Source organism: Lactimicrobium sp., from assembly GCF_036453465.1.
In the GTDB taxonomy this organism is placed as follows: Bacteria; Bacillota_I; Bacilli_A; order Erysipelotrichales; family Erysipelotrichaceae; genus Bulleidia.
In genome coordinates this window covers 1-25,492 of sequence record NZ_JAZHUW010000010.1, presented here as the reverse complement: position 1 = coordinate 25,492, position 25,492 = coordinate 1, and the positions used below count along the sequence as shown (strand labels likewise).

Below are 25,492 nucleotides of genomic sequence, written 5' to 3'. Positions count from 1 at the left end.
GGAGAAGTGATTGAATGAAGAAAATGCTGATAGCGGGAGCGCTGCTTGTTTATGCGTTCATGTTTGTCAACACGGATCCTGATGCAGTCAATACGGTATCAACCAGTCCTATTACCATTACTGAGAATGTTTCGATTGACAGCAGTGCAGCGGATATGACCCCCTATGGCCTGAGTGATCCTTCTGCCCATGCCTTCCGCGAAATTTCCATGTCGCAGGCTCTGCAGATTTTCCAGCAGGGCGGCTCTGCCATTCTGTTTTTTGCCAAGGCAGACGGTACAGAATGTGTAACCGCAGCACCGATTCTGAACGAAGCAGCGATGAATCTGTCGGTAACAGTCTATTATGTGGATACCAATGGAGATTACAGCCAGGAAGATTACAATGCTCTGACATCTTTGATCTCTGATACATTTGTAACGGATGATTCCGGCAACAAGTCGTTCTTTGTACCGGATGTTGTGGCAGTGAAAGATGGTGCTCTCAGCGGCTATCATGTTTCCCTGCTGGATGGCATCAGTGCCGCCGCCGGCAGTGTGCAGCTGAGCAGTGACCAGAAGAATGAGCTGTATAACGATTATGTCAGTGTCATCCAGTCCGCTGCTGACAATGCAGTGTCGAGTTCCTCAGCCCAATAATCAACATGAAAAGAAGCTGGAATTGCATCTCCAGCTTTTTTTATGTCATTCTTCAAACAGGGCAGCACCGTTTGTTTCAATGATATGTTTGTACCAGTAAAATGACTTCTTGCGGTAGCGATTGAACGTTCCTTTGCCATGGTCATCACAGTCCACATATACAAAGCCATAGCGTTTTGACATCTGCTTCGTGCTTTCTGAGACAAGATCAATGCATGCCCAGGACGTATAGCCCAGCAGCTGCACGCCATCTTCATAAATGGCATCATACATGGCTTTGAAGTGATCTCTGTAATAGGCAATGTGAGCATCATCATTGACGGTATACGTATCTCCATCCTTGACGAGTGTTTCTTTTTCTCCCAGGCCGTTTTCCACGATGAACAGCGGTTTGCGGTAGCGGTCATACAGATCCACAAGCGAAATCCGAAGACCAGTTGGATCATTCTGCCAGCCCCATTCACTTGTTGGCAGGTATGGATTCTTGACAGCAGTGATGGTATTGCCGGCGGTAGTTTCCAGATTGTCGGTGTTATGAGCAACACAGCTGGAAGAATAGTAGGAGAAGGAAATGAAGTCGACCGGATATGCCTTCATGATCTTCAGATCATCGGGTTCCATCTGAATGTGAATGCCATGATTTTTGAATCTGGCCAGCAGATAGGCAGGATATTCACCAAATACCTGGGTATCACTGTAACAATACGTGGAACGCATTCTCTGCTGTGCTTCCAGAACATCCAGTGGATTGGGGGAATAGGGATAATAGGTCAGCTTGGTAAGCATACAGCCGACCTTTGCGTCCGGATCTTTCTCATGAATATACTTTGTGGCCAGTGCACTTGCCACAAACTGATGGTGCATGGACTGGAAGATTACTTCTTCAAACTTTTCCGGTGCAAAACGATCCTTGATCAGGCCGCCGGTTGTAAACGGATGGCGGATCATGGAGTCGACTTCATTGAACGTCAGCCAGTACTTGACATACTTTCCATAGCGGTCAACGATCGTATGGACAAAGTTCATGAAGAACCCGATGGTGCGCCGGTCATACCAGCAGTTATATGCCAGGGCAAGATGCAGCGGCGGTTCATAGTGGGAAATCGTTACCAGCGGCTGAATACAATACTTCTGCAGTTCCTGGAAGACGGCATCATAAAACTGCAGGCCTTCTTCATTGGGCTTTTCTTCATCTCCTTCAGGATAAATACGGCTCCAGGCAATGGACATGCGGAATACTTTGAAGCCCATCTCACCAAGCAGGGCAATGTCTTCCTTGTAGTGGGAATAAAACTCGGAGCCATGGCGCTTTGGATAATGATCCATGTCATCCGGATTGGCCAGTGCTTCTTCAACATCCTTCATCAGGACTTCATTCTGTTTCTTATAGTCTTTGACATCGGTATCGAGATGGCTGCGGGCACAGTCCGCAACACTCCATCCCTTGCCGCCCTGATTGAAGCCGCCCTCAAACTGGTTGGCAGCGGTGGCACCGCCCCATAAGAAATCTTTCGGAAATGTACGTGTCATAATTTCTCCTTTTTCTGACTTCATTTTATAATGGAACCGGAGTATATATGCCAGGTTTCTTTTCTTTTTTCCAGCCGCATCTCAAGATCAGCGGCCACATCGTCGATCTGATCCAGGAAGAGCACCATCTTCCCGGCCATGGCAGTTCATATGAATCCTATGATTTTGGGATTTATTTTCATCATACCTCCTGCCGGATCGGGCAGTGCGACCTGCGCATCGGTATGAACCGTGAACTGTATTATGCCGGCAATATCGGCTATCGGATCTATGCCCAGTACCGCGGCCATGGCTATGCTTTTGATGCCTGCCAGCTGCTGCTGGTGCTGGCCAGGGATCGTTTTCACATGCAGGAAGTCATCATCACATGTTCACCGGATAATATTGCCAGCCGCATGACCCTGGAAAAGCTTGGCGGCACCAAAGTAGAAACCGTCCAGGTTCCGCAGGATCACTGGCTGTACCAGCGCGGGGAAACCATCAAGATCATCTATCTGTATCCGCTGTGGCAGAAATGAAAAAGACAAGAGGTGTATAATAGGGCCATGCATAAGCTGATACGTGTTCTTTCTTCAAGATTATTTCTGGTGCTGGCTCTGGTCATTGCCCAGATTTACTTTCTGCTGGCTTACATCTGCCAGTTTTCTTATGTCAATAATCTGACGCCGTTATTTACATTGATCGGACTGCTGCTGGCGGTATGGCAGGTGAACCGCAAAACGGATCCGGCCTATAAAATTGCCTGGGTGGTGGTGCTGCTGGCAGTGCCGGTGATCGGTGTGCCGATGTATCTGCTATGCGGCAATAAGAAGCTTTCCCGTAAATTATATGATGGCACGCTCAATGCTAGTACAAAGCTGAAAAGCACATTGAAGGAAGACCAGGATCCGGCGGTATTGAAACAGATGGAGAATACACCGGTATCCCGTTTGTTTCATTATGGCTGGCAGACATGCGGCTTTCCGATCTATGACGGTACAAAGACAACATATTATAAGTCAGGAGAGGATTGGTTTCCGGATTATCTGGCTGCCCTGCGCTCAGCAAAGCATTTCATCTTCATTGAGATGTTTATTATTGATAAAGGATCTGTCTGGGATGAAGTGCTGTCCATCCTGAAACAGAAGGCTGCAGCCGGTGTGGAAGTCAAACTGATCTATGATGATTTTGGCTGTGTGACCATGCCGCCGAACATGTATAAGAAGCTGAAAGCATATGGCATTGAAGCCTATCCGTTCAACCGCCTGCGGCCGACACTGATTGTGCAGATGAACAACCGCGACCACCGCAAGCTGACCATTGTTGACAATCAGATTGCCTTTACCGGCGGTGTCAATCTTTCTGATGAATATGTCAACCGGATTGTGCGTTTTGGCTACTGGCGCGACAGTGCCATCCGGGTGGAGGGTCCGGCCGTCTGGTCCATGACCTCCCAGTTTCTTGGCATGTACCACTATCTGTCTCGTGGCGATGAGAATGCGGATTACAGCCGCTACCATCTTGCATCAGAGCGCTTTGGCGTGAATGGGTTTGTGCAGCCCTATGCTGACTCACCGACGGATGGGGAATATGTAGGCATGACCGAACATCTGAACTTGATCAACCATGCCCGCCGCTATGTATATCTCAACACGCCGTATCTGCTGTTGAATGATGCCATTTCCAGGGCTTTGCAGACAGCCGCAAAGAATGGTGTGGATGTGCGTATCCTGACTCCGCACAAACCTGACAAGTGGCTGGTGTTTCAGGCAACCCGTTCCAATTATCTGGAACTGCTGCAGAGCGGTGTGAAGATTTATGAATTTACACCTGGCTTCAATCATTCCAAGGCGATTGTGGCAGATGATGAAATGGCAATTGTTGGTTCAGTCAATACAGATTTCCGCAGCTATTTCCTGCATTTTGAGGATGGCGTGCTGATGTGGCATACGGATGCGGTCATTGATGTACGAAAAGACTTCATGGAAGCAGTTTCCCAGTCACAGGAGATAACATCCTCCTATGTGCTTGCCCATACCAATGTATTTGTCCGTATTTTCCGCGGTATTCTGCATATGCTGATGCCGCTGGCATAACAAAGGAGAAGCGAAATGAAACAACGTATCGGTCTGGTTCTGGAAGGCGGTGGTGTCCGCGGTGCCTATACAGCAGGAGCACTTGCCTGGCTGCAGGACCATCAGATTCATTTTGATTACAGTGTCGGTATTTCATCGGGTGCAGCCTATCTTTGCTGCTATCTGTGCAATGATGAACATACCCCGAAGAACATGTCCACAATCTATGCGGCGGATCCGCATCTGGTCGGCATGTATGCACTGTTTCACTGCGGCTATTATGTTGACTATCGGAAAATCTTTGAAACCTATCTGCTTGGCAAAGAGCATATGTCCATCGCAAAAATCAAGGAAGAGAAACCGGATATGGAGATCGGAGCCTATGATCTCAACCAGGGAAAAACCATTTATTTCGGACCGGAAGACCTCGATGATCAACTGAATATTATCCGCGGTGCCTGTTCCCTGCCAGTGGCTTCACAGATTGTGGACTGGCATGGCTACCGGCTGCTGGATGGCGGCATTACCAAGATGATTCCGATTGAGCGTGCCATTGAAAAGGGATGCACGAAGTGTCTTGTGATCACAACCAAACCGGCGGATTATGTGCGTCCGGATTCAAGCAAGGCTGTCATCTGGCTGATGAAACACATGTATAAAGAATGTCCGCAGGTCGCAAAGGATTACAGTGTACGCAAGGCCAATTATTACAAACAGCGTAAAATCATCGATGACATGATTGCGCAGGGAAATGCGGTGAATATTCTGCCATCAGTGGATATCCATGTCTCCCGCTGGAAGGGAGATCATGAGAACTGCGTGAAGCTGTATGATCTTGGCTATCAGGATATGGAAACAAGAAAAGATGAAATTGATGCATTGATGAAGGAGGATCAGGATGAGTGAAAATGTATTGAAGGAAAGAAAAGATATGGATCCCCGCTATGAGTGGGATCTGACTACATTGTTTGCGGATGATGCGGCATGGGAGAAGGCATTTGCTGCATTGGACAAAGATATTGCCAAAGCTTCTTCTTTTGCAGGAACCTTGAAAGATGCGCAGCATATCAAGGAATGTCTGACATGGGAAACAGAGGTGAGCCGAAAGCTGGATGATGTGATCTGCTATGCATCACTGCGCCATTCAGAGGATTCCCGTGACCACATTGCCCAGTCCATGTACTCACGTGCTTTTGGCAAGTATGCCCAGCTGGCTGGTGCCCTCAGTTTCATTCAGCCGGAGATCCTTTCTCTGTCAGAAGCGCAGCTGGATGCTCTGGCAATGGATCCGCTGCTTGCGGATTATGCCTATATCATGCAGAAACTGATTCGTGAAAAGCCGCATACACTGTCTGCACCAGAAGAAAAAGTACTTTCTTCTTTGAGCGAGGCACTGCGTGCTTCTGGTGAAACGGCCGGTACACTGCAGGATGCCGATCTGCGTTTTGAACCTGCTGCAGATTCCAAAGGAAACATGCATGAAGTAACAGGTTCCTCATATATTCCGCTGCAGATGAGTACAGACCGTACTCTGCGCAAAAACAGTTTCATGTCCTATTACAATACATACCGCCATCATATCCATACATTTGCCTCTACTTATGCCGGCTGTGTCAGTGCAGCCACAGCCGAGGCAAAGCTGCGGGGATATGAAAGCTCCCGCCAGGCTTCGATGGCACGTGACAATATTCCGGTATCTGTCTATGACAATCTGATTAAAACCGTGCATGACAACATGGATGCCATGTACCGCTATGTAGCTCTGCGCAAGAAGATTCTTGGCGTGGATGAGCTGCATTACTATGATGTCTATGCACCGCTGTCCTCTGGCGATCAGTCATCCTATACCTACCAGCAGGCCCAGCAGATGGTGCTGGATGCCGTCAAGCCATTAGGAAAAGAATATGTCGATCGTGTTAAGGCGGCCTATAAAGACGGCTGGATTGATGTCTATCCCAATGTCGGCAAATCCGGCGGCGCCTATTCTTCCGGCACCTATGATTCCAATCCGTTTATCATGATGAACTTCACCGGCACTCTGGATTCGGTTTCTACGCTTGCCCATGAGATGGGCCATTCCCAGCATACATGGCTGACCCAGCACCATCAGCCGGCCCAGTATGCCGGCTACAGCCTGTTTGTGGCAGAAGTTGCCTCGACAGTCAATGAGAATCTGCTTATTGAACAATTGCTGCAGAACTGCCATGAACCAGCCAGAAGACTGGCACTGCTGAATCAGTATCTGGAAGGATTCAAGGGTACCGTATACCGTCAGACCATGTTTGCCGAGTTTGAAAAGGAAGCACATGCCATGAAGGAACGGGGCGAATCTCTGGATGCGGAATCTCTGAACAGCCTGTATAAGAATCTGGTGGCAGAGTACTTCGGCAAAGATCTTGTCATGGATGATGAAGTTGCCTATGAATGGGCAAGAATCCCGCATTTCTATTCCCCGTTCTATGTGTATGTCTATGCGACCGGCTATACAAGTGCCACTGCTCTTTCCGAAGCTATTCTGAAAGAAGGGGAGCCGGCCAGAAAGAAGTATCTGGAATTCCTTTCCATGGGCGGCAGTGCGGATCCGCTGGATGAGCTGCGCCATGGCGGTGTGGATCTGAGAACACCTGAGCCCATCCAGAAAGCACTGGATAAGTTCAGAAGAGTTCTGGATGATGCCGAAGCTACCTACGCCCAGCTGCAGAACAAGTAATCATGTATACAAAAAGCCGTTCAGTTGTCTGAACGGTTTTTCTCTGGAATCTGGATCTCTAATGGTTCATCAAGATGCTCGCTGACATATTTGCCATTCTTACGGCGCTGGCGTACACACTCTGTCAACAGATATTCAATCTGGCCATTGACCGAGCGGAAGTCATCTTCTGCCCAGGCGGCAATGGCATCATAGAGCTGTTCGGAAAGCCGCAGCGGAATCTGCTTTTTGTTCATCAATACAGGCTGCCTGTATTCACAATCGGCTGGGCATCATGATTGCCGCACAGCACAACGAGCAGGTTGGAAACCATGGCGGCTTTCCGTTCATCATCCAGTTCTACAAGCTTATTGTCATTGAGTTTCTGCAAAGCCAGTTCCACCATGCCAACGGCACCATCCACAATCATCTTGCGGGCATCAATGATGGCAGAAGCCTGCTGTCTCTGTAACATCACGGAGGCAATCTCCGGTGCATAGGCAAGATAGGTGATGCGCGCTTCCAGAATCTCAAGTCCGGCGGTATCTACTTTCTTCTGGATCTCCTTACGGATGCGCTCTGCCACAACCTCTGCCGAACCTCTCAGGCTGCCCTCATCAGGAATGCCATCACCGGTTGTGTCGACATTCTCTGCCACATCATACGGATAGATACGGACAATATCACGCAGGGCGGCATCACACTGCAGGGAAAGATATTCCTTGTAGTTATCAACGTTGAAGACTGCTTTGGCAGTATCTTTTACCTGCCAGATCACGGCAATGGAAATCTCCACCGGTGTACCAAGGCAGTCATTGATCTTCTGACGGCCATTGCTTAATGTCATTCTCTTCAGAGAAATTTTGCGGCCGCTACCAGCCTCTGCTTTTTCCTCTGCAGTCGGTGCTTTTTCACTCACATCTCCACTCTGTGCCAGATGGGTACGGGCTGCCGGATTGACACTCTGACAGAACGGATTGACAAAGTAGAAACCTGGTTCGCGGATGGTACCGATGTAGTCACCGAATAAGGTAAGCACAAGAGCTTCCTGCGGCTTAAGCACACGCAGACCGGGCATCACGATCAGACTGATCGTCCAGCCGGCGATGGCAATGATGGCAAAGACAATGTTTTTCTGCTGAATACCAATGATAAACAGAATGGTTGCCAGTGTTAACGCTGCAATGATGGCCAGCAGAACAGGCATGCCGAGTTTCTTTCTTGTGTAGATTTTCTCTTCCATACAATGTCTCCTTTTGATATCAAAAAGATATCATGATGAAATATACCTGTCAATAGAAAAAAGATCTCCTATTGCGGAGATCCGGAAGGTGATGCTGTGGTTTGTGCTGTCGATGACGGGCTGGCCGATACCGTGCTGGCTGGTGAGGCACTGGAGGTACCGGTACTGATGCCATTGGGCTTCAGGCTTTCATCATTCCATGGCGCTAAATACAAAGCATAATATTCATCATAGGTTAAACCGGATGCAGCAACTGCCTGGGCAATGTCTTTGCCGACATAACGGTAATGATCCGGTTCTGCCGTAAAGCCGGTAATGCTCTCTTTACCGGAAGGATAGCGCTCAATAAAGCCATACGATGCCGCATTCTGCTGGCACCACTGATATGCCTGGGTATCTGTAAAGTTCTTGTCACTTTCATAAGTGGAGGCAATATTGATGGCAAGACCGGTCTGGTGCTCGGAAGCACCTTCCTTGGCGGCATTTGCCTCGGCATAGCTTTCCCCATTGTACAAAGCAATCGTTTCCCAGGCACTCTTTTGATCATCAAAGGAACGATAGCCTAATACACCATAGAAATAGGCACCATCGCTGGCTGCAGCTGCACACATTTCCTGAAAGGCACTGGCTGCCTCAGAACGCATCTGCACATCCGCAATGGCATAGCTTTCATCCACATTCACAAGGTCACCCGGGACATAGTCTGCCGCAAGCAGGTTCTTCTTGTTGACAAGAACGGTCATTTCATCCGGGCTGGCAATCTGGGTTGTTTTGGCATAGTTGGTGATGTAGGAATTGCTCAGAGTAAAACTGGAAGCACTGTTTTTATCACGATTGGCTACGCAGTCATCAATGTAGGGCTGTTCATTGTACTGATAATCAAACACAAGCAGCGGTGTAATCTCCCAGGTGGAAAGATTCTGGAACAGATTCTGCAGCTGGTCGGTTTCATACCCTTTGTCTTCCAGCCGGCTGTACAGAAGGAAATCTTCCTCATCCGGCATATTGTTTTCTGACATCACCAGGTACAAAGACACATATTTCTGATTGAAGCTGTTGTTCAGAATCGCCTTTGCAAGACAGGGAGAATAATACTTGTTCTGCAGGATAAAACTCGTCAAACCTGAAGAGCGGATATGGGATATTTCCGTCTGGTTGTAGCCGAGGCTTTCCAGCTGTTTTTTCTGTCTGTAATCCGGAACGAAAACAATCGCCGCAATACCGATCACAATGGCAAGAAAGCCGATCAGCACGGATTTGCGGATATGTCTTCTTCTTTTCTTTCTGGGCTTAGGGTCCGGTTTCAGCGCATCCCAGTTAATCCGGTATCTTCTTCTTTTCTTTTTCATCATGCAATCTCAAATCCGTGCCAGTTTCCATTTCCCGGCACATCCCTGACGGTGATGATCTGTTTTGTAATGGGATGGGGAAAGGAGAGCTGCACGGCCCACAGGGCAATCTGACCGCGGCCGGGATGCGGGTTGTAGCGCTGATCATACAGCAGCGGCAGGCCTCTTGAAGCAAACTGCACCCTGATCTGATGCGGCCGTCCGGTGAAAAGATGAATCAATACAAGTGTTCTGCCGTTTTTCTTCTGCAGAACTTCATATTCCAGAGCACAGTACTTGCCATGTGCCTTGTCAGTCACAGAAACCATATTTGTACGGCTGTTTTTCTGCAGGTAATCTTCCAGCTTTCCATGATTCTGCTTTGGTACACCATCCAGCACGGCCAGATACTGTTTGTCCAGCTGATGGGTGCGCACTGCCTCAGAAAGCCGGGAGGCTGCTTTGGATGTTTTGGCAAAGACCATACAGCCGCCCACCGGCCGATCCAGCCGGTGTACTAAGCCAAGCCATACATTGCCTGGTTTCTGGTATTTTTCTTTGATATATGCCTTGCACAGCGTAACCATATCCATGTCATTGCTTTCATCCGCATTGACAGGCACATTGGCCGGCTTTTCTACGCACAGAACATGATTGTCTTCATACAAGACTTTCATTTTCTCTCCCATCTTGCATAGATGCCGCATGGCAGTACAAGGTCTGGCCTATGCTGCAGAGGAATGCCGATCTCACCGGTATCAATGGTGCCATCAGGATGTTTCGGCAGCACCATGGTCTGAAACATGTCTTTCAGCACCAGAGAGGAAAAGCCGGTTGTATAGGAATTGATCAGGAAGAACAGGGCATGATCATCCAGAATGTCCAGGCATGCTTTGAGTAAAGCCGTGACTTCCTTGTCAAACTTCCACATTTCGCCATTGGGGCCTCGGCCATAGCTGGGCGGATCCATCAGGATGCCATGATACGTTCTGCCCCGGCGCTTTTCACGCTCGACAAACTTCAGGCAGTCATCCACGATGAAGCGGATCTTATGATCCTGCAGATGGCAGAGATCCCGGTTTTCCATCGCCCACTGCACCATGCCCTTGGCTGCATCCACATGCACAACTTCTGCTGCACCAGCCTTTGCACAGGCCATGGTGGCACAGCCGGTATAGGCAAACAGATTCAATACCCGGATATTTTCCTCTTTATGTTCCTGAATGAGGCTGCTCATCCAGTCCCAGTTGACAGCCTGCTCCGGGAAAATACCCGTATGTTTAAATCCGGTCGGCGATACCTTGAAGGTCAGCCCATGGTAGTTGATCGTCCATTCCTGGGGCAGGTGCTTCCGGTATTCCCAGTTTCCGCCGCCCCTTTGTGAGCGGTGATAGATGGCATCTGCCTGATTCCAGGAAGGATCTCTGGTATCCTTTGGCCAGATGGCCTGGGGGTCCGGCCGGCGCAGCGTGATGCCTTTCCATGTCTCCAGTTTTTCCCCGTCACCGGCATCCAGGCATTGAAAATCTTTCCATTGATCCGCTAAATACAGCATGTTATCCTCTTCCTTTTGGGTGAATTATAGCATGAGCCAGGCATGCTTGTGTGATTGCGGGCCGTCAATGGTATAATTGACCAGCAGCGAAAACGGGAGTTATTTATCAATGAATACAGAGAGTCTGAACGAGAACCAGCGCAAAGCAGTGCTTTCCAATGCAAAACATCTGCGTATCATCGCCGGAGCAGGATCCGGCAAGACCAGGGTGCTGACCATGCATATTGTCCATCTGATCGAGGATGAGAAGGTATTCCCCCAGCATATTCTGGCCATTACCTTTACCAACAAGGCGGCCAATGAAATGAAGGACAGAGTCGCAAAGATGCTTGGCGAAGGACAGGCCAATCCTTTTATTTCGACCATCCATGCCCTGTGTGTACGGATTCTGCGTGAGGATATTGCCGTGATCGGCTGGCCGCGCAACTTTACGATTGTGGATGCGGAAGACCAGAAGTCCATCGTCAAGGATGCCTACAAGAAATTTGGCATTGATGGCACAAAGTATTCTACCGGAGCGATGCTTGCCTATATTTCCGCCAATAAGACCGAAGAAATTTCGGTGGACAGGGCAAAGGAAATGGCCGGCAGTGATCCGGATGAGAAGAACAAGGCACTTGTCTATGAATACTATGTGGAAGAACAGAATAAGATGTATGCTCTGGATTTTGATGATCTGATTGTCGAGACCGTGCGGCTGTTCCGGCAGTATCCGGAAGTGACAGCCAAGTGGCAGCGCCGTTTCCGCTATATTCTGGTCGATGAGTTTCAGGATATTGACCGCATGCAGTATGCTTTGATCCGTCAGCTGGCAGGGGAAGACAACAGCCTGCTCGTGGTCGGCGACCCGGACCAGACCATCTATACATGGCGCGGTGCCGATGTGAATATCATCATGAACTTCGAGAAGGATTTCCCGGATGCCGAGACGATCATTCTCAATGAGAACTATCGTTCCACGGATATGATCCTCAATGGTGCCAATGATGTCATCCGCCATAACCGCCACCGGGTAGAGAAACAATTGTTTACCCAGCATCACAGTGATCAGAAGATTACCCATTACAGTGCGGCCAGTGATGAATACCAGGCATTGTGGATTGCCGCCAAAGTCAAGGAACTGCATGCCAAGGGAAAGCCATATCATGATATGGCCGTTCTGTACCGTTCCAACTATTTGTCCCGTTCATTGGAAAAAGGCTTCCTGGATGAACGGATTCCTTACATCATTTATGGCGGCATCCGGTTCTATGACCGCCAGGAAGTCAAGGATGCATTAAGCTATCTGCGCCTTTGTGCCGGGGCAGATGATCTTGCCTTTACACGTGTGATCAACAAGCCGAAAAGAGGCATTGGCAACAAGACCCTGGACACGATCCGGGCACAGGCTGAAATGGATCAGACTTCGATGTATGAGACGGTGAAGCATCATCCGGATCTGCTCAAAGGAAAGACGAAAAATACGATTGCGTCGTTTGTGGCAATGGTAGAAAGCTGGAAGAAGTGGGCAGCCAGTCCGGATTACCAGCTGACCAAGCTGCTGGAACGGATTCTGGACCAGTCCGGCTATCGTTCTGCTCTGGAAGAAAGCAAGGAAACAGAACGCCTTGAGAACCTGAAGGAACTGATTGATGATGCCCGTGAGTTTACGGTGAATTATCCAGAGAGCTCACTGGATGAATATCTGCAGATGGTATCCTTGTATGGTGATCATGATCAGGTGGATCAGGCTGATTATGTACAGCTGATGACCGTGCATGCGGCCAAAGGACTGGAGTTTGATACCGTGTTTGTCAGTGATCTCAATGAGGGCATCTTCCCCAATGAAAGAGCCATGACAGACAGTGTGCGCGGTATTGAAGAAGAACGCCGGCTTGCCTATGTTGCCTTTACCAGGGCGAAAAACAAGCTGTATCTGACCGATGCCGGGGGCTTCTCATTCATGTTACAGACGGTGCGCACACCATCCCGTTTCATCCGTGAGATTGATTCCCAATGGATTGAACACATTGGATCATCCCATGCCCATACCGTGCTTTCCAATGACCGCAGCCATCTGCAGATCGAACAAAGCGATCATACGGAGACCTTTGCAGAACAGATGGAGCGGGCAAATGTGCCGCACTGGAAGAAGGGAGAGCGTGTTCTGCATCCCAAGTTCGGTGAAGGTTTTGTTGTGAAAACAGACGGCAATCTTGTCCAGATTGCCTTTGCCTATCCCTGGGGTGTCAAGAAGATTGCGGCAGGGTTCCCAGGATTGAAGAAAGTGAGCAGCCTGAAGAGCTAAGAACATGGAAGAAAATAAAATTGCACAGATGCAGGAAATGATCACCCGCCTGAATGATGCGGCCAATGCCTATTACAACGGCCAGGGCGAAGTGATGAGCGACTACGAATGGGATGCTTTGTTTGACAAGCTGCGGGCATTGGAGAATGAAACCGGTACGGTTCTGCCGGATTCTCCAACCCACAGAGTATCCGCCGATAGTACACCGGGTGAAAAGGAGCCGCATGAATTCCCGGCTTTGTCTCTTGCCAAGACCAAAAAAATTGAGGATCTGGTGAAATGGGCCGATGGCAGACCAATCTGGCTGTCATGGAAGCTGGATGGTTTGACATTGGTTGTGACGTATGACAATGGCAGACTGACAAAGGTGGTTACCCGTGGAGATGGCCATATCGGCACCAACATCACCCATCTTGCCGGTGCCATTCAGGGCATTGCCATGCGCATCAAAGAGAAGGGACATCTGGTGATCCGCGGTGAATGTGTGATCTCCTATGCCGATTTCAACCAGTTCATCATGGAATCCGGCGAGGATTATGCCAATCCCCGCAACCTGGCATCCGGCTCTTTGACACTGAAAGATGTGGATGAAGTACGCCGGCGCCATCTGCACTGGATTCCATTTACACTTGTATATACCGAACATGAAATTGTCTCCTGGGGAGACAGAATGGATTTTCTGAAGGAAAATGGCTTTGTCTGCGTCGATCATGAGTACATTGAGCATCCCGATCTTAAGACCATGCAGGCAGTCATCAGCAGATGGACAAAGAAAGTAACGGATCAGGAAAATCCGTATCCGGTGGATGGCCTTGTCATCGGCTATGATGATACAGCTTATGCGGCAACCGGTTCTGTGACCGGCCATCATGCGACAAGAGCAGGATTTGCCTTCAAATGGGCAGATGAATCTGCGGAAACAAAGCTGGATCATGTCGAGTGGTCCTGTGCTGCCAGCACAATTACGCCAGTGGCTGTCTTTGAGCCGGTGGATCTGGAAGGCACAGTTGTGCGCCGGGCTTCTTTATGCAACATCTCGGAATGTGAGCGGCTTGGCATCGGCGGCAAAGGCACAACCCTGGAAGTCATCAAGGCAAACAAGATTATTCCTAAAGTTATTCATGTCCGCCAGATTGAAGGCAAGCTGGATCTGCCGAAGGTATGTCCGGTATGCGGTGCCCCGACGGAGGTTCATGTATCACAGCTGAGCGGTACAAAGACGCTGCGCTGCACCAATCCTGACTGTGATGCAAAGAAGCTGCGCAAATATGCCCGCTTTGTATCCAAAGCCGGCATGGATATCGATGGTATTTCCGAGGCAACACTGAACCGCTTCATCAATGAAGGCTGGATCCACTGCAATGGTGATATTTACCGTCTTGGCACACATCATGATGAGATTGCCCAGCTGGATGGTTTTGGTGAAAAGAGTGCCGACAATATCCGTGATGCCATTGAGAAGGCAAAGACGGTAACGGACAGCCGGCTGATCTATGCCTTAAGCATTCCGCTGGTAGGACCGGATGTCGCCAACCGCTTGCTGCAGTATCAGCCATTCCATCAATTGATCCAGACGGCTGAAACAAGCAATGATCCATCGGTGTTTGCCCAGGTGGATGGTATTGGTCCGGAAAAGTCTGCGGCCTTTGTCAACTGGTTCCATGAGCAGAAGAATGTGAAAGATCTGCAGGACCTGTTATCCATCGTTACGGTAGAGGATACATCCCATACAGCCAGCGGTTCACTGTGCCAGGGTCTGACATTTGTGGTGACCGGTGATGTGCATCACTATAAAAACCGCAATGAGCTCAAGGCATATATTGCCTCTCAGGGCGGCAAGGTGACAGGCTCGGTATCTAAATCTACCAGCTATCTTATTAACAATGATGTCAACAGTACATCCAGTAAAAACCAGAAGGCCAAGCAGCTTGGCATTCCGATTCTTTCCGAGGATGACTTTATTGCCCGCTTTGGTACGCCTGGAATTTCCGGATAAATTGAAATGACAGGGAAATAAGGCTAAAATTGGACGCGTATTACAGAGGATTTAACAATGGAAGAGAAAAAAGACAGAGCATATTTCAAGAAGCTTGCCAATCAGCTGATGTTTGATCTGTCCGATGAGGAAGCCGATGCCATTGTGCAGGAGTTTTCAACATTGGAGAAGCAGATGAAGCTGCTGGATGCAGTGAATACGGATGGGGTAGAGGAAATGATCTATCCGTTTGAGGATGATACGCATTTTCTGCGCGATGATGTCGTATCCAATGTCATCAGTCAGGATGATGCGATGGCAAATGTAGACAAGAAGCTGGAAGGACATTTTGTCCTGCCGAAGGTGGTGAAATAATGATCCGGGAAATGGCAAAAGATAAAGCCGGTGCAAAAGAGCGCTGTGAGAAAGCCTATGAGATGGCACAGAAGCTGCAGCCGGAACTGAACGATGTCATTACGTTTGTGGATCCTGCCGATCAGCTTGCCCATCTGCCTGAGGAAGGTCTGATGCGCGGTGTGCCGATTGCCCTGAAGGACAATGTGAATACCAGGGGAATCCGTACAACCGCAGGATCACGAATTCTGAGCAATTATGTGCCGATCTATAATGCCACAATCGTGGATAAACTGAATGCGGCAGGTGCTGTGACCATTGCCAAGGCCAGCATGGATGAGCTGGCCATGGGTGGTACAAACCTGACCTGCTTTACAGGACCTGCCCACAATCCGTGGGATCCCAGAAGAATGACCGGTGGATCTTCCGGCGGCTCGGCTGCGCTTGTAGCCAGCAATGTGGTGCCGATGGCCATTGGTTCGGATACCGGTGACTCCATCCGCAAGCCGGCTGCTTACAACGGCATCGTCGGCGTCAAGCCGACCTATGGCCGCATCAGCCGCTATGGCATCATTCCGTATGCCAGCTCTCTGGACCATGTCGGCTACTTTACCCGCTCGATTGAGGATGCCTGCATTTCTCTGCAGGTACTGGCCGGCAGGGATGAGCGTGATATGACAAGTTCCGACCGTCCGGTACCGGATTACAGCAAACTGCTGAACAGTGACCTGCATGGCCGTAAAATTGCCATTATCGGCAACGTGGTGGAAAGCATTGCCAACAAGCATACCGTTTCCGTCTTCAATGACCTGATGGACAAGATGAGGGCAAAGGGAGCACAGGTGGATGTCTATCACTTTGATGATGCCCTGATGAAGGCAATTCTGCCAACTTACTTCATCATTGCCAACTGTGAGGCAACTTCCAATCACTCTAATCTTGATGGCATCCGTTTCGGTGTGCGTGAAGATGGTGCTGATATGAAGGAGATCATGACCAATTCCAGAACAAAGGGATTTGGACCATTGATTCGCAGACGTTTTGTCATTGGTTCTTATGGCCTGTTTGAAGAGAATCAGGAACGTTTGTTCCGCAAGGCACAGAAGGTCAGAAGACTGATTGTCAATGCTCTGAATGACTGCCTGAAGGAATATGACTGTGTGATTGCACCGGCCAGCGGCGATATTGCTCCGCTGATTGATGCCAGCAAGGATCAGGATCAGCTTTCAGATACATATATGGTGGCAGAGAACTACATGGCTATTGCCAATTTCTCCGGCTATCCGAGCATGACTGTGCCGATGGGCTTTGAGGATGGCTGCCCGCTGGGTGTCAACCTGACATGTCGTGCATGGGATGAAGAGACAATGTTTGATCTTGGCAAGGCAATCGAAGAGATTACAGGCTATTATGATCTGCATGCGGAGGTGAAATGATGGAATACAACGTGACCATAGGCATTGAGATCCACTGCCAGCTCAAGACCGATACCAAGATGTTCTCCGGTGCCCCGACATCCTTTGGCCGCAAGGCAAATACCTGCGTCAATGAAATTGACCTGGGTATGCCGGGTACGCTGCCGGAAGTAAACAAAGAAGCTGTGAAAAAAGCCATCATGGCATGCACAGCCTTCCATATGACCATTGATCCGCTTGTCAAGTTTGACCGGAAAAACTACTACTACAGTGATCTGGCCAAGGGTTTCCAGATCACCCAGCAGTTTCATCCGATCGGCAGAAACGGCTATGTCGTGATCAATACACCGCAGGGTGAAAAGAAGATCCGGATTGAAAGAATTCACATGGAGGAAGATACCGCCAAGCAGTATCATCTTTCCAAGGTATCTCTGCTGGATTTCAACCGTGCTGATACACCATTGATTGAGATTGTTTCCAAGCCGGATATGACCAACGGCCAGGAAGCTGAGGCATATGTGGAAGCACTGCGGCAGACGCTGTATTACATCGGTGTTTCTGACTGCAAGATGGAAGAAGGATCGATGCGCTGCGATGTCAACGTCTCCATTGCACCAAAGGATGCAGATCATCTTGGCACCAAGAACGAGATCAAGAACATCAACTCGATTTCCAATATTGGCAAAGCGGTTGACTATGAAGTAGAACGTCAGAAGAAGCTGCTGGAGGCTGGTGAGGTTGTCCATCAGGAGACAAGACGTTTCGATGACAAGACCGGCACAACCATTCTGATGCGCCGCAAGGAAGGCAACGTGGACTATAAGTTCTTCCCGGAGCCGAATATCTTCCCGATCCGCCTGGATCCCAAGTGGATTGCAGATATTCAGGCCCATATGCCGGAACTGCCGGAGGCAAGACGTGCCAGATATCAGAAAGAATATGGCCTGAGTGACCATGACATTGACATTCTCATTGCCAATAAGGAAATGTCTGAGTTCTTTGAAGAGACAATGAAGTATGCCAAGAATGCCAAGGCTGTATGCAACTGGCTGCTGTCAGATATCAGTGCATGGCTGAACAAGCATGAAAAGACCATTGACAACTGTGATCTTAAGCCGCAGAATCTGGCAAAGCTGGTATCCTTGATAGATGACGGCGAGGTTTCCAATGCCCAGGCCAAGAAACTGGTTGATGATCTGATGGCAGGCAAGGATCCAAAGAAGTCTGCAGAAGAGAAGGGGCTGCGTCAGGTATCTGATACCGGTGCCATTGAGAAGATGGTCAATGAAGTACTGGATGCCAATCCACAGGCTATTGAAGACTTCAAGAACGGCAAGGACCGTGCCGTTGGCTTCCTGGTCGGACAGGTGATGAAGAAATCATGCGGTCAGGCAAATCCTGGCATGGTAAATAAGATGGTCAGGGATGCACTGAAAGGCCGGATCTGATAAGATACTGGTTGTAAAAATAAATACAGCAATTCACAACGAGAAGGAATATGAAGCAAACGAACAACAAAGCAAATCGTAATATCAAGAAAAGCCACAGAAGCAGACGTACCGTCGCTGTCTTCTGGATCTGTCTGATCCTGGTGCTGGCACCAATTGTGGTGCTGGGCTGGGTCCTGTTCTCATCCGCGATGGATACAGGTTCACCAGTCTTTGGCAATCGGTATGAAGGGGATCTGGATCCTTCGATTACCAAGAGTGATCTCAAGACAGTGGATGAAAAGGTAGCGGCATTGGATGGCGTACAGGCTGAGTTCAGCAATCTAGCTTCGGCAACACTGCGTGTCTATGCCCAGATCTCACAGGATGCCACTGCAGATGACGCTACTGCAAAAGCCCAGGAAATCTATTCCACCATCAGTGAAGTGCTGGATCCGTCCGTCTACTTTACCCAGGCAGATGGCAAGAAGATGTATGATCTTGAAATTCATGTCTATAACATGGATTCCAGTCAGGACCGCACATCCGATGCCTTTGTCTATGTCATTGATACCAAGACATCTTCCATGACTGATCCGGAATGCCAGACGGTTTCTGAGGCAAGGTATCCTGAACTGGCGGAACAGCTCAGACAGGATGTTGAAAACAGAAAGGCAGCAGAGGCTGCCGCATCTGCTTCACCGCAGGCAACTGCAGCCGCATCCGCAGATGCCGGTACGACGGATAACACGGAGGGACAATAAGAAAGAGGCACAGCCTCTTTTTTCTTAAGAGCTTATGAAAAAGAATGATACTTTTACCGCAGTGTGCAGCGGCTACAACGGCGATGGGGCCGGGGTTGTGCGCAATGATGACTTTGTCTTCTTCGTGCCCGGACTTCTCAGAGGCGAGGAAGCAGAGATCGGCATCACAGCCCTGAAAAAGACATATGGCTTTGGCCGTATTGTCAGACTGATCAAGCCTTCCAGCCATAGAGTCAAGCCGATCTGTGATGTATACAAACGGTGCGGCGGCTGTCAGCTGATGCATATGGACCATGAAGAACAGTGTTACTTCAAGGAAGAAAAAGTGAAGATGTGTTTCCGCCAGAATGCCGGCATCGAAATCGAGCCGGAGCATATTATGACGGCTGAACCATACTTCAACTACCGGAACAAAGTGCAGATTCCGGTGCAGGTGAATCATGGAACCATTGAAATGGGCTTCTATCAGCCCCATACCAATACCATCATTCCCTTTACAACCTGTTATGCCGAAAGCGAACTTTCCAACCAGATCGTCAATACACTGCATACTCTTTTTGCAAAATATCACTGTGCCAGTGCCATGCGGCATGTCTTGATCAAACATGCCCATGTGACCGGAGAGGTGATGGTGGTCTTCATTGTCAGGGAATATCCTTTTGAAGGAAAAGAAGAACTGTGCCAGGAACTGTTAAAACAATATCCGCAGATCAAAAGTCTGTCTGTCATCGTAAACAAGCGTACTGACAATGTCATCCTGGATGGTAAGGAAATCCTTCTGGCAGGCAATCCCTGGATTGAAGAAGAACTGCTTGGATGCCGGTTCCGGATTTCAGCACGCTCCTTCTATCAAATCAATCCCTATACAACACCGCTGCTGTACCAGACAGCCATCGATTCTGCAAAGCTGACCAAAAATGATGTGCTGGTCGATCTGTACTGCGGCACCGGTACCATGGGCATCATTGCCGCAAAGTACTGTAAGAAGGTCTATGGCATAGAGATTGTACCGGATGCCATCAAAGATGCCAGAAAGAACGCCGAAATTAACAACGTTGAGAATATTGAATTCGTCAACGCCGATGCTGGTCAGGGTGCCCAGAGAATCATCCGTTCCAAGCTGAAAGTAGATGCCATGATTGTGGATCCGCCCCGCAAGGGATGCTCAAAAGATACCCTGGATGCCATGGTCAAGATCGCACCAAAGAGGCTTGTCTATGTTTCCTGTGATCCGGCCACACTGGCAAGAGATACGGCATATCTGACTAAGTGTGGGTATGAGTTAAAAAGTATAAAGCCTTTTGATATGTTTCCCAACACAAACCACGTCGAGACCGTAGTATTGATGTCAAGGCGCAGGGACTGAAGTGTAAAAGAACCCGGTAATCAAGCCATTTTCGGGATTCGTGTTGTTCAGGACGGCTTAGAGATTACCGGCATGAAGCACTCTGCGGGAACTTATCAAACATGCCTTTCTCTTAGGGTTGAGACTCGCGATTGGATATTCGATAGGTTGTGACTTGTGATTGGATGTAGTGTTCAGGTTGGATGTCAAGATGGCTGATATGATTTTGCCCAAGGAGGTCAGACATGAAAAGAGAGACAGCGATAATCATCGTGTTGCTGATTGGAATTGCGATGGCGATTCTTTGGAGCTTTGTTTTTGTGAATGTGCTTCACAGTATGGCAGGAATCGGAGTCGGCGTTTGCTTCGGCATTGCCTTTGCTGCCTCGACAGGTGTGATTCTCCACAGTAAAAAGAATAAAAAGTAGCCAACATATTTCATGTAGAAGATAAAAAGAGAGCAGGCCGCTCTGGGAGACAATCCCATGAGCGAGCCTGCTCTTATTCGTTGATGTCGATGGCGAGTCCGGATTTGAACCGGACGGTGAAGTGGTCGTCGTAGACGGTGATCTGCTGGATGAGCTTTCGGACAAGGCTTTCGTCGAATTCTGTGATTTCGGCCTGCTGCTTTCCGATGAATTCCTGCAGCTCGGCGATGCGCTTCTGCGTCTCCTCGCGGCTGCGGGTATCGGCTTCGGCCTGTGATTTCTGCTCCCGCAGCCGGAAGATTTCATCGGCGATGGCGTCGTAGTCCTGCTTGTTGTTGGCTTTGCGGATGAGTTCCTTCTGTAGCTCGTCGAGCCGTGCCTGAATGCCGTCCGGGCTCATCGTGTCGGCGGTGGTTATCGTTTTGGCAATGTTCTCCTGCATCTGCCGGATGAAGCCGTCCCTGTCGGTGAGAATCAGGTTAAACGCCTTGACCGTGACCTCCTGCAGAAGGTCTTCCTTGACGGTTCGGCTGGTGCAGTTCATGGTTGCGCGGCTGGGTTCAAGGCGGCTGATGCATCGCCAGACAATGCTTTTGCAGCCGTGGTTGTTCCAGTGGACGCGCCGGTAAAGCTCGCCGCATTCGCCGCAGACGACCATCTGTGAGAAGCAGTTGTTGCCGGAGTAGATGCGCTTCTGTCCGTTCGGCCCGGTGTGAACCTTCCTGCGCCGCACAAGCTCGGCCTGCACCTGCATGAAGATGTCCTTCGGAATGATGGCCTCATGATCGTCTTCCACATAGTACTGCGGCAGGGCTCCGGTGTTGCGTACGCGTTTCTTGGTGAGGAAGTCCGTGGTCACGGTTTTCTGCAGCAGGGCATCTCCCATGTATTTCTCATTTCGCAGGATCTTGTTGATGGTGGAGTCGTACCATTTTGTCTTTCCCGCGCCGGTGAGGATGCCGTCCTTCTCCAGCCCTTCGGCGATCCTCTTCATGGAAAGACCTTCGAGGTACTCCCGGTAGATGCGCTTGACGACCTCCGCCTGCTCCGGGTCGATGACGAGGTGGCCGTCGCTGTCCTTGGTGTATCCGAGGAAGTGGTTGTGGTTGACCTGCACCTTGCCCTGCTGGTAGCGGTACTGGAGCCCGAGCTTCACGTTCTGCGAAAGCGACTGCGATTCCTGCTGCGCGAGGCTCGCCATGATGGTGATTAGGACCTCGCCCTTGGAGTCCATCGTATTGATGGATTCCTTTTCGAACCATACCGCGATGTTCTTGTCCTTGAGGAGCCGGATGTACTTGAGGCAGTCGAGCGTGTTGCGGGCGAAGCGGCTGATGCTCTTGGTGATGACCATGTCGATGTTCCCGGCCATGCATTCGTCGATCATGCGGTTGAACTCGTCACGCTTCTTCGTGTTTGTGCCGCTGATTCCATCGTCGGCGAAGATTCCGGCAAGCTCCCATTCCGGGTGGCTTTTGATGTACTCCGTGTAGTGGGAGACCTGCGTTTCGTAGCTGGTTTCCTGTTCGTCCGAATCAGTGCTGACGCGGCAGTATGCCGCCACGCGTAGCTTCGGCTGCTCGGCTTGCTTGACGTTGTTTCCGACCTGCCGTCTGGCAGGGATGATTGTCACGTTTGCCATCACTGCGCCTCACTTTCAATCAGGCTGTACAGGTATTCCGCCTGCTGCTTTGTGTCGTCATAGGCCTGCTCGGGAGCGGCCAGCTTGAAATGGGTCGGCGGTTTTCGTGTGTCCGGCGACTGCTTTTTTCTGTTCGTCCGTCCGAGCTTCTCTGCCCGGTGCAGGCGTTCGGCTTGTGCTTTGTCGTAGGTTTGCTGGTCGATGATGGCGGGGTAGTAGTCGTCTCCGAGGTAGTGTCTGTTTTCGAGCAGGCGCTTTGCCGAGCCGTGCCAGGTCTGGATTCCCGCTTCGTGTGCAGCCTTGGCAAGCGCCATGCCATCAAGGTAGTTTTTGTAGAGGTTTCTTATCTGCTGGGCTTTCTCTTTATCGATGACCGCTTTGCCGTTTTCGATTCTGTATCCGTATGGTGTGTGTCCCATGTTTTTCACATCCTTTCCGTGAGCGTGAGCCCGCATTTGAGCTGGAATACTGCCTCGTGCCGTGAGCGAATGACAATACGTTCAACGAACCGTGTAAAAAGCCGGTCGTCGAAGTATTCCAGCATCGAGCTTTTCTCGGTGAAGTGCAGCAGATCCTCTGCATGCATCAGAGCTGTGGCTTCACTGCTTGTCGTGTTCTGCAGGGCGTCTATCTGTTTTCGAATGCCATCGGCCTGCGAGAGAAGCTCGGCTGTTTGCTGGCTGTAGATCACTTGGTCGATGAATCCCTGCGCCATGAGCTTCGTGAGCGTCTTGCGTTTGTCGGCATTCTCGGCAAGGCTTGTTTCAAGCTGCTGTATTCGGCTGAGTGTCTGGCTCGTAGAATTCCGCTTCAAACTTTCCGCATATGGCTTGAGGATCAGCCGGTGCACAAAGATGAGCTTGTTCATCATGGTCATGAATGCGAGCTTGAGGTCGCTGTCCCGGATGAAGAGCATGGAGCATTTGCTCTTGTCGGCGAGATGCGTCTTGCAGCTCCATGCCGCGTAGCTTCCGTCTGTTGTGTAGTTGATGCGCCGCTTGAATGTTGCGCCGCACTCGCCGCAGATGATTCTGCCGGAGAATGCGTAGCGGTTCTGGTACTTTTCATCGCCCTTGCTGATATTCTTCTCATCAGCCCGCTGCGAGATGAGCTTTTGCGCGGCTTCCCAGTCCTCGCGGCTGACGATCGGCTCGTGATGATTCTGCTGCAGGTACTGTGTTTGTTCACCGTGGTTCAGGTGCCGCTTGTAGGCTGAATCCGACCATGTCTTCTGGTAAAGGCAGTCGCCGCAGTATTTCTCGTTTGCGATCATCCCGCGGATTCCTGACGGGCTCCAGCGCCCGCCTCGCTTCGTCGGGATCTGCTCCCGGTTGAGCTCCGCGGCAATGGCAGCGGTACCCTTTCCGGCAAGTGTCTCTGAGAAGATACGGCGGACAATCTGCGCCTGCTCCGGGTTAATGGTCATCGTCTCGCCGTCCCAGTCGTAGCCGTATGGCGGATAGCTTATCTTGAACGTGCCGTTCTCGAACCGTTTTTTGATGCTCCATTTGCTGTTCAGGCTGATGGAAAGGGATTCGTCTGCTGCCATGCTGGAGAGGATGGAGAGGAACAGTTCGCTTTCCATCGAACCGGTGTTGATGTTTTCCTTTTCGAACCAGATGGGAATATTCAGCTCGAGGAGCTTTCGGACGAGTTCAAGACAGTCGGTGGTGTTGCGTGAGAATCGGCTGATGCTCTTGGTGATGACCATGTCGATCTTCCCGGCCTTGCAGTCCTGCATGAGCCGTTCAAGCTCCGGACGTCTGGATTTGCCGGTGCCGCTGATGCCCTCGTCGTAGTAGATCCCGGCGAACCGCCAGTCGTCACGAGAGGTGATGTAGCTTTCATAGTGCGTCTTCTGTGTTTCAAGGCTTTCAAGCTGTTCGTCCGAGTCCGTGGAGACGCGGCAGTAGGCGGCAACACGCAGCTTCTTTGACTCTGTTTTTCCCCTGTTTGCCTGTTCGATTCTTGTGATTTTCTTCAATTGGCCTGCCTCCTTGTCAGTGTCTATCAATCACTCTGTTTCGGACACATAGCAAGAAGTTTTCGGATATATTTCCGCAAACAAGGGAGAGAAAGTTTCGCGGTTGATGTCGCATAATTTGTTGAATTCGTCATCGGAAATAAGGCCTGAATCAAGCATGCATCTGGCAGTCCTCTGCGCCCGCTGATAGTCGAGATCACTGCGGATGCGCTCGTCCGTGTAGTAGTTCTTTTCCTCCGTCATGATGTTTCGCCTCCTGCTTTCCACTGGAGGCTGGAGACCTATTTTGACGAAGCGAAAACGAAAAAAGGCCCACCGGCAATCCCGTATAAAGGAATACCAGTGGGCCAGAGGAGATGATGTGGTTATTTCACGCGAATCCGCCATCCGACCTGGATGAGGTTCACGTTCTTTATAAGCGAGCTGTTCAGCTTCTGGATTGCGGAAACGGTCGTGCCGTACTTTTTCGCGATGCCGGAGAGCGTGTCTCCCTTCTGAATCGTGTAGTAAGTCGCGGTCGATTTCTTACCGGAAGAGCCGAGCTTCTCGTTGACCTTGGCCTGCACGGCGGCATAGTCATATCCGGCTGCGGTCAGGCGGTTCTTGCGGTCAGAGCCATTGCCCCATTTCCCGGCGATGACCTCGGCTGCAATCTCATCCACAGATTTCTTTGCTGTCGTCGTGATGGTGGACGCTGCGCTCTTGCCATAGCCGTTGAATCCGCCGTTTCTGATCGTGGTTGGAAAGTCGATGTAGGAGTAGTCCATGTCGACGTTCCCGCCGATGCCGCTGACCTTGCCTTTGGACGAATACTGCCAGACGCCGTAAGCGCCG

Annotated in this window: 24 protein-coding genes; 13 read left to right on the top strand and 11 right to left on the bottom strand. The window is 50.1% G+C overall.

The window, feature by feature from the left end; translation table 11 throughout:
* The first annotated feature begins 14 nt into the window (after positions 1 to 14).
* Positions 15 to 638: a hypothetical protein gene (locus SOI44_RS03970; RefSeq protein WP_331347934.1), complete on the top strand. Its 624-nt coding sequence runs from the start codon at positions 15 to 17 to the stop codon at positions 636 to 638.
* A gap of 45 nt (positions 639 to 683) precedes the next feature.
* Here the strand turns inward: SOI44_RS03970 and SOI44_RS03965 are convergent, their stop codons facing one another.
* Positions 684 to 2,168 (bottom strand): family 1 glycosylhydrolase, encoded by a 1,485-nt coding sequence (locus SOI44_RS03965; RefSeq protein WP_331347933.1) that lies wholly within the window; start codon positions 2,166 to 2,168, stop codon positions 684 to 686.
* A 47-nt stretch (positions 2,169 to 2,215) separates the two neighbouring features.
* On the opposite strand from SOI44_RS03965, the gene SOI44_RS03960 reads away from it, so the two are divergent.
* The 4 genes from SOI44_RS03960 to pepF are packed head-to-tail and all read left to right on the top strand — an operon-like array spanning position 2,216 to position 6,932.
* Entirely contained in the window at positions 2,216 to 2,686 is a 471-nt protein-coding gene (locus SOI44_RS03960; RefSeq protein WP_331347932.1) for a GNAT family N-acetyltransferase, read from the top strand.
* A 27-nt stretch (positions 2,687 to 2,713) separates the two neighbouring features.
* Complete coding sequence (cls, locus tag SOI44_RS03955) at positions 2,714 to 4,243, top strand: cardiolipin synthase (RefSeq protein ID WP_331347931.1); 1,530 nt, start codon at positions 2,714 to 2,716, stop codon at positions 4,241 to 4,243.
* A 15-nt stretch (positions 4,244 to 4,258) separates the two neighbouring features.
* Entirely contained in the window at positions 4,259 to 5,128 is an 870-nt protein-coding gene (locus SOI44_RS03950) for a patatin-like phospholipase family protein (protein ID WP_331347930.1), read from the top strand.
* Positions 5,121 to 6,932 (top strand): oligoendopeptidase F, encoded by a 1,812-nt coding sequence (gene pepF / locus SOI44_RS03945; RefSeq protein ID WP_331347929.1) that lies wholly within the window; start codon positions 5,121 to 5,123, stop codon positions 6,930 to 6,932. The genes SOI44_RS03950 and pepF overlap by 8 nt, the downstream gene beginning before the upstream one ends.
* 20 nt (positions 6,933 to 6,952) lie before the next feature.
* Here pepF and SOI44_RS03940 read toward each other — a convergent pair whose 3' ends face one another.
* The 5 genes from SOI44_RS03940 to SOI44_RS03920 form a co-directional block, all read right to left on the bottom strand.
* A complete protein-coding gene (locus SOI44_RS03940; protein WP_331347928.1) occupies positions 6,953 to 7,168 on the bottom strand; it encodes a PTS ascorbate transporter subunit IIC in 216 nt (71 codons plus the stop codon).
* Positions 7,168 to 8,154, bottom strand: a complete 987-nt coding sequence (locus tag SOI44_RS03935) for an SPFH domain-containing protein (RefSeq protein ID WP_331347927.1) — start codon at positions 8,152 to 8,154, stop codon at positions 7,168 to 7,170. The genes SOI44_RS03940 and SOI44_RS03935 overlap by 1 nt, the downstream gene beginning before the upstream one ends.
* Before the next feature lie 68 nt (positions 8,155 to 8,222).
* Positions 8,223 to 9,506 carry a M15 family metallopeptidase gene (locus SOI44_RS03930; protein ID WP_331347926.1) on the bottom strand — a complete coding sequence of 428 codons (1,284 nt, stop codon included), beginning with the start codon at positions 9,504 to 9,506 and terminating at the stop codon, positions 8,223 to 8,225.
* Complete coding sequence (locus SOI44_RS03925) at positions 9,503 to 10,159, bottom strand: RluA family pseudouridine synthase (protein WP_331347925.1); 657 nt, start codon at positions 10,157 to 10,159, stop codon at positions 9,503 to 9,505. The genes SOI44_RS03930 and SOI44_RS03925 overlap by 4 nt, the downstream gene beginning before the upstream one ends.
* The gene (locus SOI44_RS03920) at positions 10,156 to 11,037 is read right to left on the bottom strand and encodes a class I SAM-dependent methyltransferase (protein ID WP_331347924.1); all 882 of its coding nucleotides are present in this window, start codon (positions 11,035 to 11,037) and stop codon (positions 10,156 to 10,158) included. The genes SOI44_RS03925 and SOI44_RS03920 overlap by 4 nt, the downstream gene beginning before the upstream one ends.
* A gap of 109 nt (positions 11,038 to 11,146) precedes the next feature.
* Here SOI44_RS03920 and SOI44_RS03915 point away from each other — a divergent pair, with 109 nt between their 5' ends.
* The 8 genes from SOI44_RS03915 (at position 11,147) to SOI44_RS03880 (ending at position 21,032) form a co-directional block, all read left to right on the top strand.
* Positions 11,147 to 13,324: an ATP-dependent helicase gene (locus SOI44_RS03915; protein WP_331347923.1), complete on the top strand. Its 2,178-nt coding sequence runs from the start codon at positions 11,147 to 11,149 to the stop codon at positions 13,322 to 13,324.
* 4 nt (positions 13,325 to 13,328) lie between these two features.
* Positions 13,329 to 15,320: an NAD-dependent DNA ligase LigA gene (ligA, locus tag SOI44_RS03910; protein ID WP_331347922.1), complete on the top strand. Its 1,992-nt coding sequence runs from the start codon at positions 13,329 to 13,331 to the stop codon at positions 15,318 to 15,320.
* Between the two features lie 57 nt (positions 15,321 to 15,377).
* Complete coding sequence (gatC, locus tag SOI44_RS03905) at positions 15,378 to 15,674, top strand: Asp-tRNA(Asn)/Glu-tRNA(Gln) amidotransferase subunit GatC (RefSeq protein ID WP_331347921.1); 297 nt, start codon at positions 15,378 to 15,380, stop codon at positions 15,672 to 15,674.
* Complete coding sequence (locus SOI44_RS03900) at positions 15,674 to 17,089, top strand: amidase family protein (RefSeq protein ID WP_331347920.1); 1,416 nt, start codon at positions 15,674 to 15,676, stop codon at positions 17,087 to 17,089. Before gatC ends, SOI44_RS03900 begins: the two co-directional genes overlap by 1 nt.
* Entirely contained in the window at positions 17,089 to 18,516 is a 1,428-nt protein-coding gene (gatB, locus tag SOI44_RS03895) for an Asp-tRNA(Asn)/Glu-tRNA(Gln) amidotransferase subunit GatB (protein ID WP_331347967.1), read from the top strand. The genes SOI44_RS03900 and gatB overlap by 1 nt, the downstream gene beginning before the upstream one ends.
* Before the next feature lie 50 nt (positions 18,517 to 18,566).
* The gene (locus SOI44_RS03890) at positions 18,567 to 19,259 is read left to right on the top strand and encodes a hypothetical protein (RefSeq protein ID WP_331347919.1); all 693 of its coding nucleotides are present in this window, start codon (positions 18,567 to 18,569) and stop codon (positions 19,257 to 19,259) included.
* Positions 19,260 to 19,293: 34 nt separating this feature from the next.
* The gene (gene rlmD / locus SOI44_RS03885; protein ID WP_331347918.1) at positions 19,294 to 20,625 is read left to right on the top strand and encodes a 23S rRNA (uracil(1939)-C(5))-methyltransferase RlmD; all 1,332 of its coding nucleotides are present in this window, start codon (positions 19,294 to 19,296) and stop codon (positions 20,623 to 20,625) included.
* A gap of 224 nt (positions 20,626 to 20,849) precedes the next feature.
* Positions 20,850 to 21,032: a hypothetical protein gene (locus tag SOI44_RS03880; protein ID WP_168099046.1), complete on the top strand. Its 183-nt coding sequence runs from the start codon at positions 20,850 to 20,852 to the stop codon at positions 21,030 to 21,032.
* A gap of 73 nt (positions 21,033 to 21,105) precedes the next feature.
* Here SOI44_RS03880 and SOI44_RS03875 read toward each other — a convergent pair whose 3' ends face one another.
* The 5 genes from SOI44_RS03875 to SOI44_RS03855 form a co-directional block, all read right to left on the bottom strand.
* The gene (locus SOI44_RS03875) at positions 21,106 to 22,674 is read right to left on the bottom strand and encodes a recombinase family protein (RefSeq protein WP_168099045.1); all 1,569 of its coding nucleotides are present in this window, start codon (positions 22,672 to 22,674) and stop codon (positions 21,106 to 21,108) included.
* Complete coding sequence (locus tag SOI44_RS03870; protein ID WP_129882019.1) at positions 22,674 to 23,093, bottom strand: integrase; 420 nt, start codon at positions 23,091 to 23,093, stop codon at positions 22,674 to 22,676. The genes SOI44_RS03875 and SOI44_RS03870 overlap by 1 nt, the downstream gene beginning before the upstream one ends.
* 5 nt (positions 23,094 to 23,098) lie before the next feature.
* Entirely contained in the window at positions 23,099 to 24,658 is a 1,560-nt protein-coding gene (locus tag SOI44_RS03865) for a recombinase family protein (RefSeq protein WP_331347917.1), read from the bottom strand.
* Positions 24,659 to 24,688: 30 nt separating this feature from the next.
* Positions 24,689 to 24,901: an SHOCT domain-containing protein gene (locus tag SOI44_RS03860; RefSeq protein ID WP_331347916.1), complete on the bottom strand. Its 213-nt coding sequence runs from the start codon at positions 24,899 to 24,901 to the stop codon at positions 24,689 to 24,691.
* A gap of 122 nt (positions 24,902 to 25,023) precedes the next feature.
* Positions 25,024 to 25,492, bottom strand: a 469-nt coding sequence (locus tag SOI44_RS03855) for a LysM peptidoglycan-binding domain-containing protein (RefSeq protein ID WP_331347915.1), incomplete at its 5' end; no start/stop codon positions are given.

What these genes read in the sequence shown, in the direction of transcription:
- SOI44_RS03970 (WP_331347934.1), top strand. Translation starts at nt 15, where the DNA reads ATGAAGAAAATGCTGATAGCGGGAGCGCTGCTTGTTTATGCGTTCATG.
- SOI44_RS03965 (WP_331347933.1), bottom strand. Translation starts at nt 2,168, where the DNA reads ATGACACGTACATTTCCGAAAGATTTCTTATGGGGCGGTGCCACCGCT.
- SOI44_RS03960 (WP_331347932.1), top strand. Translation starts at nt 2,216, where the DNA reads ATGCCAGGTTTCTTTTCTTTTTTCCAGCCGCATCTCAAGATCAGCGGC.
- cls (WP_331347931.1), top strand. Translation starts at nt 2,714, where the DNA reads ATGCATAAGCTGATACGTGTTCTTTCTTCAAGATTATTTCTGGTGCTG.
- SOI44_RS03950 (WP_331347930.1), top strand. Translation starts at nt 4,259, where the DNA reads ATGAAACAACGTATCGGTCTGGTTCTGGAAGGCGGTGGTGTCCGCGGT.
- pepF (WP_331347929.1), top strand. Translation starts at nt 5,121, where the DNA reads ATGAGTGAAAATGTATTGAAGGAAAGAAAAGATATGGATCCCCGCTAT.
- SOI44_RS03940 (WP_331347928.1), bottom strand. Translation starts at nt 7,168, where the DNA reads ATGAACAAAAAGCAGATTCCGCTGCGGCTTTCCGAACAGCTCTATGAT.
- SOI44_RS03935 (WP_331347927.1), bottom strand. Translation starts at nt 8,154, where the DNA reads ATGGAAGAGAAAATCTACACAAGAAAGAAACTCGGCATGCCTGTTCTG.
- SOI44_RS03930 (WP_331347926.1), bottom strand. Translation starts at nt 9,506, where the DNA reads ATGATGAAAAAGAAAAGAAGAAGATACCGGATTAACTGGGATGCGCTG.
- SOI44_RS03925 (WP_331347925.1), bottom strand. Translation starts at nt 10,159, where the DNA reads ATGAAAGTCTTGTATGAAGACAATCATGTTCTGTGCGTAGAAAAGCCG.
- SOI44_RS03920 (WP_331347924.1), bottom strand. Translation starts at nt 11,037, where the DNA reads ATGCTGTATTTAGCGGATCAATGGAAAGATTTTCAATGCCTGGATGCC.
- SOI44_RS03915 (WP_331347923.1), top strand. Translation starts at nt 11,147, where the DNA reads ATGAATACAGAGAGTCTGAACGAGAACCAGCGCAAAGCAGTGCTTTCC.
- ligA (WP_331347922.1), top strand. Translation starts at nt 13,329, where the DNA reads ATGGAAGAAAATAAAATTGCACAGATGCAGGAAATGATCACCCGCCTG.
- gatC (WP_331347921.1), top strand. Translation starts at nt 15,378, where the DNA reads ATGGAAGAGAAAAAAGACAGAGCATATTTCAAGAAGCTTGCCAATCAG.
- SOI44_RS03900 (WP_331347920.1), top strand. Translation starts at nt 15,674, where the DNA reads ATGATCCGGGAAATGGCAAAAGATAAAGCCGGTGCAAAAGAGCGCTGT.
- gatB (WP_331347967.1), top strand. Translation starts at nt 17,089, where the DNA reads ATGGAATACAACGTGACCATAGGCATTGAGATCCACTGCCAGCTCAAG.
- SOI44_RS03890 (WP_331347919.1), top strand. Translation starts at nt 18,567, where the DNA reads ATGAAGCAAACGAACAACAAAGCAAATCGTAATATCAAGAAAAGCCAC.
- rlmD (WP_331347918.1), top strand. Translation starts at nt 19,294, where the DNA reads ATGAAAAAGAATGATACTTTTACCGCAGTGTGCAGCGGCTACAACGGC.
- SOI44_RS03880 (WP_168099046.1), top strand. Translation starts at nt 20,850, where the DNA reads ATGAAAAGAGAGACAGCGATAATCATCGTGTTGCTGATTGGAATTGCG.
- SOI44_RS03875 (WP_168099045.1), bottom strand. Translation starts at nt 22,674, where the DNA reads ATGGCAAACGTGACAATCATCCCTGCCAGACGGCAGGTCGGAAACAAC.
- SOI44_RS03870 (WP_129882019.1), bottom strand. Translation starts at nt 23,093, where the DNA reads ATGGGACACACACCATACGGATACAGAATCGAAAACGGCAAAGCGGTC.
- SOI44_RS03860 (WP_331347916.1), bottom strand. Translation starts at nt 24,901, where the DNA reads ATGACGGAGGAAAAGAACTACTACACGGACGAGCGCATCCGCAGTGAT.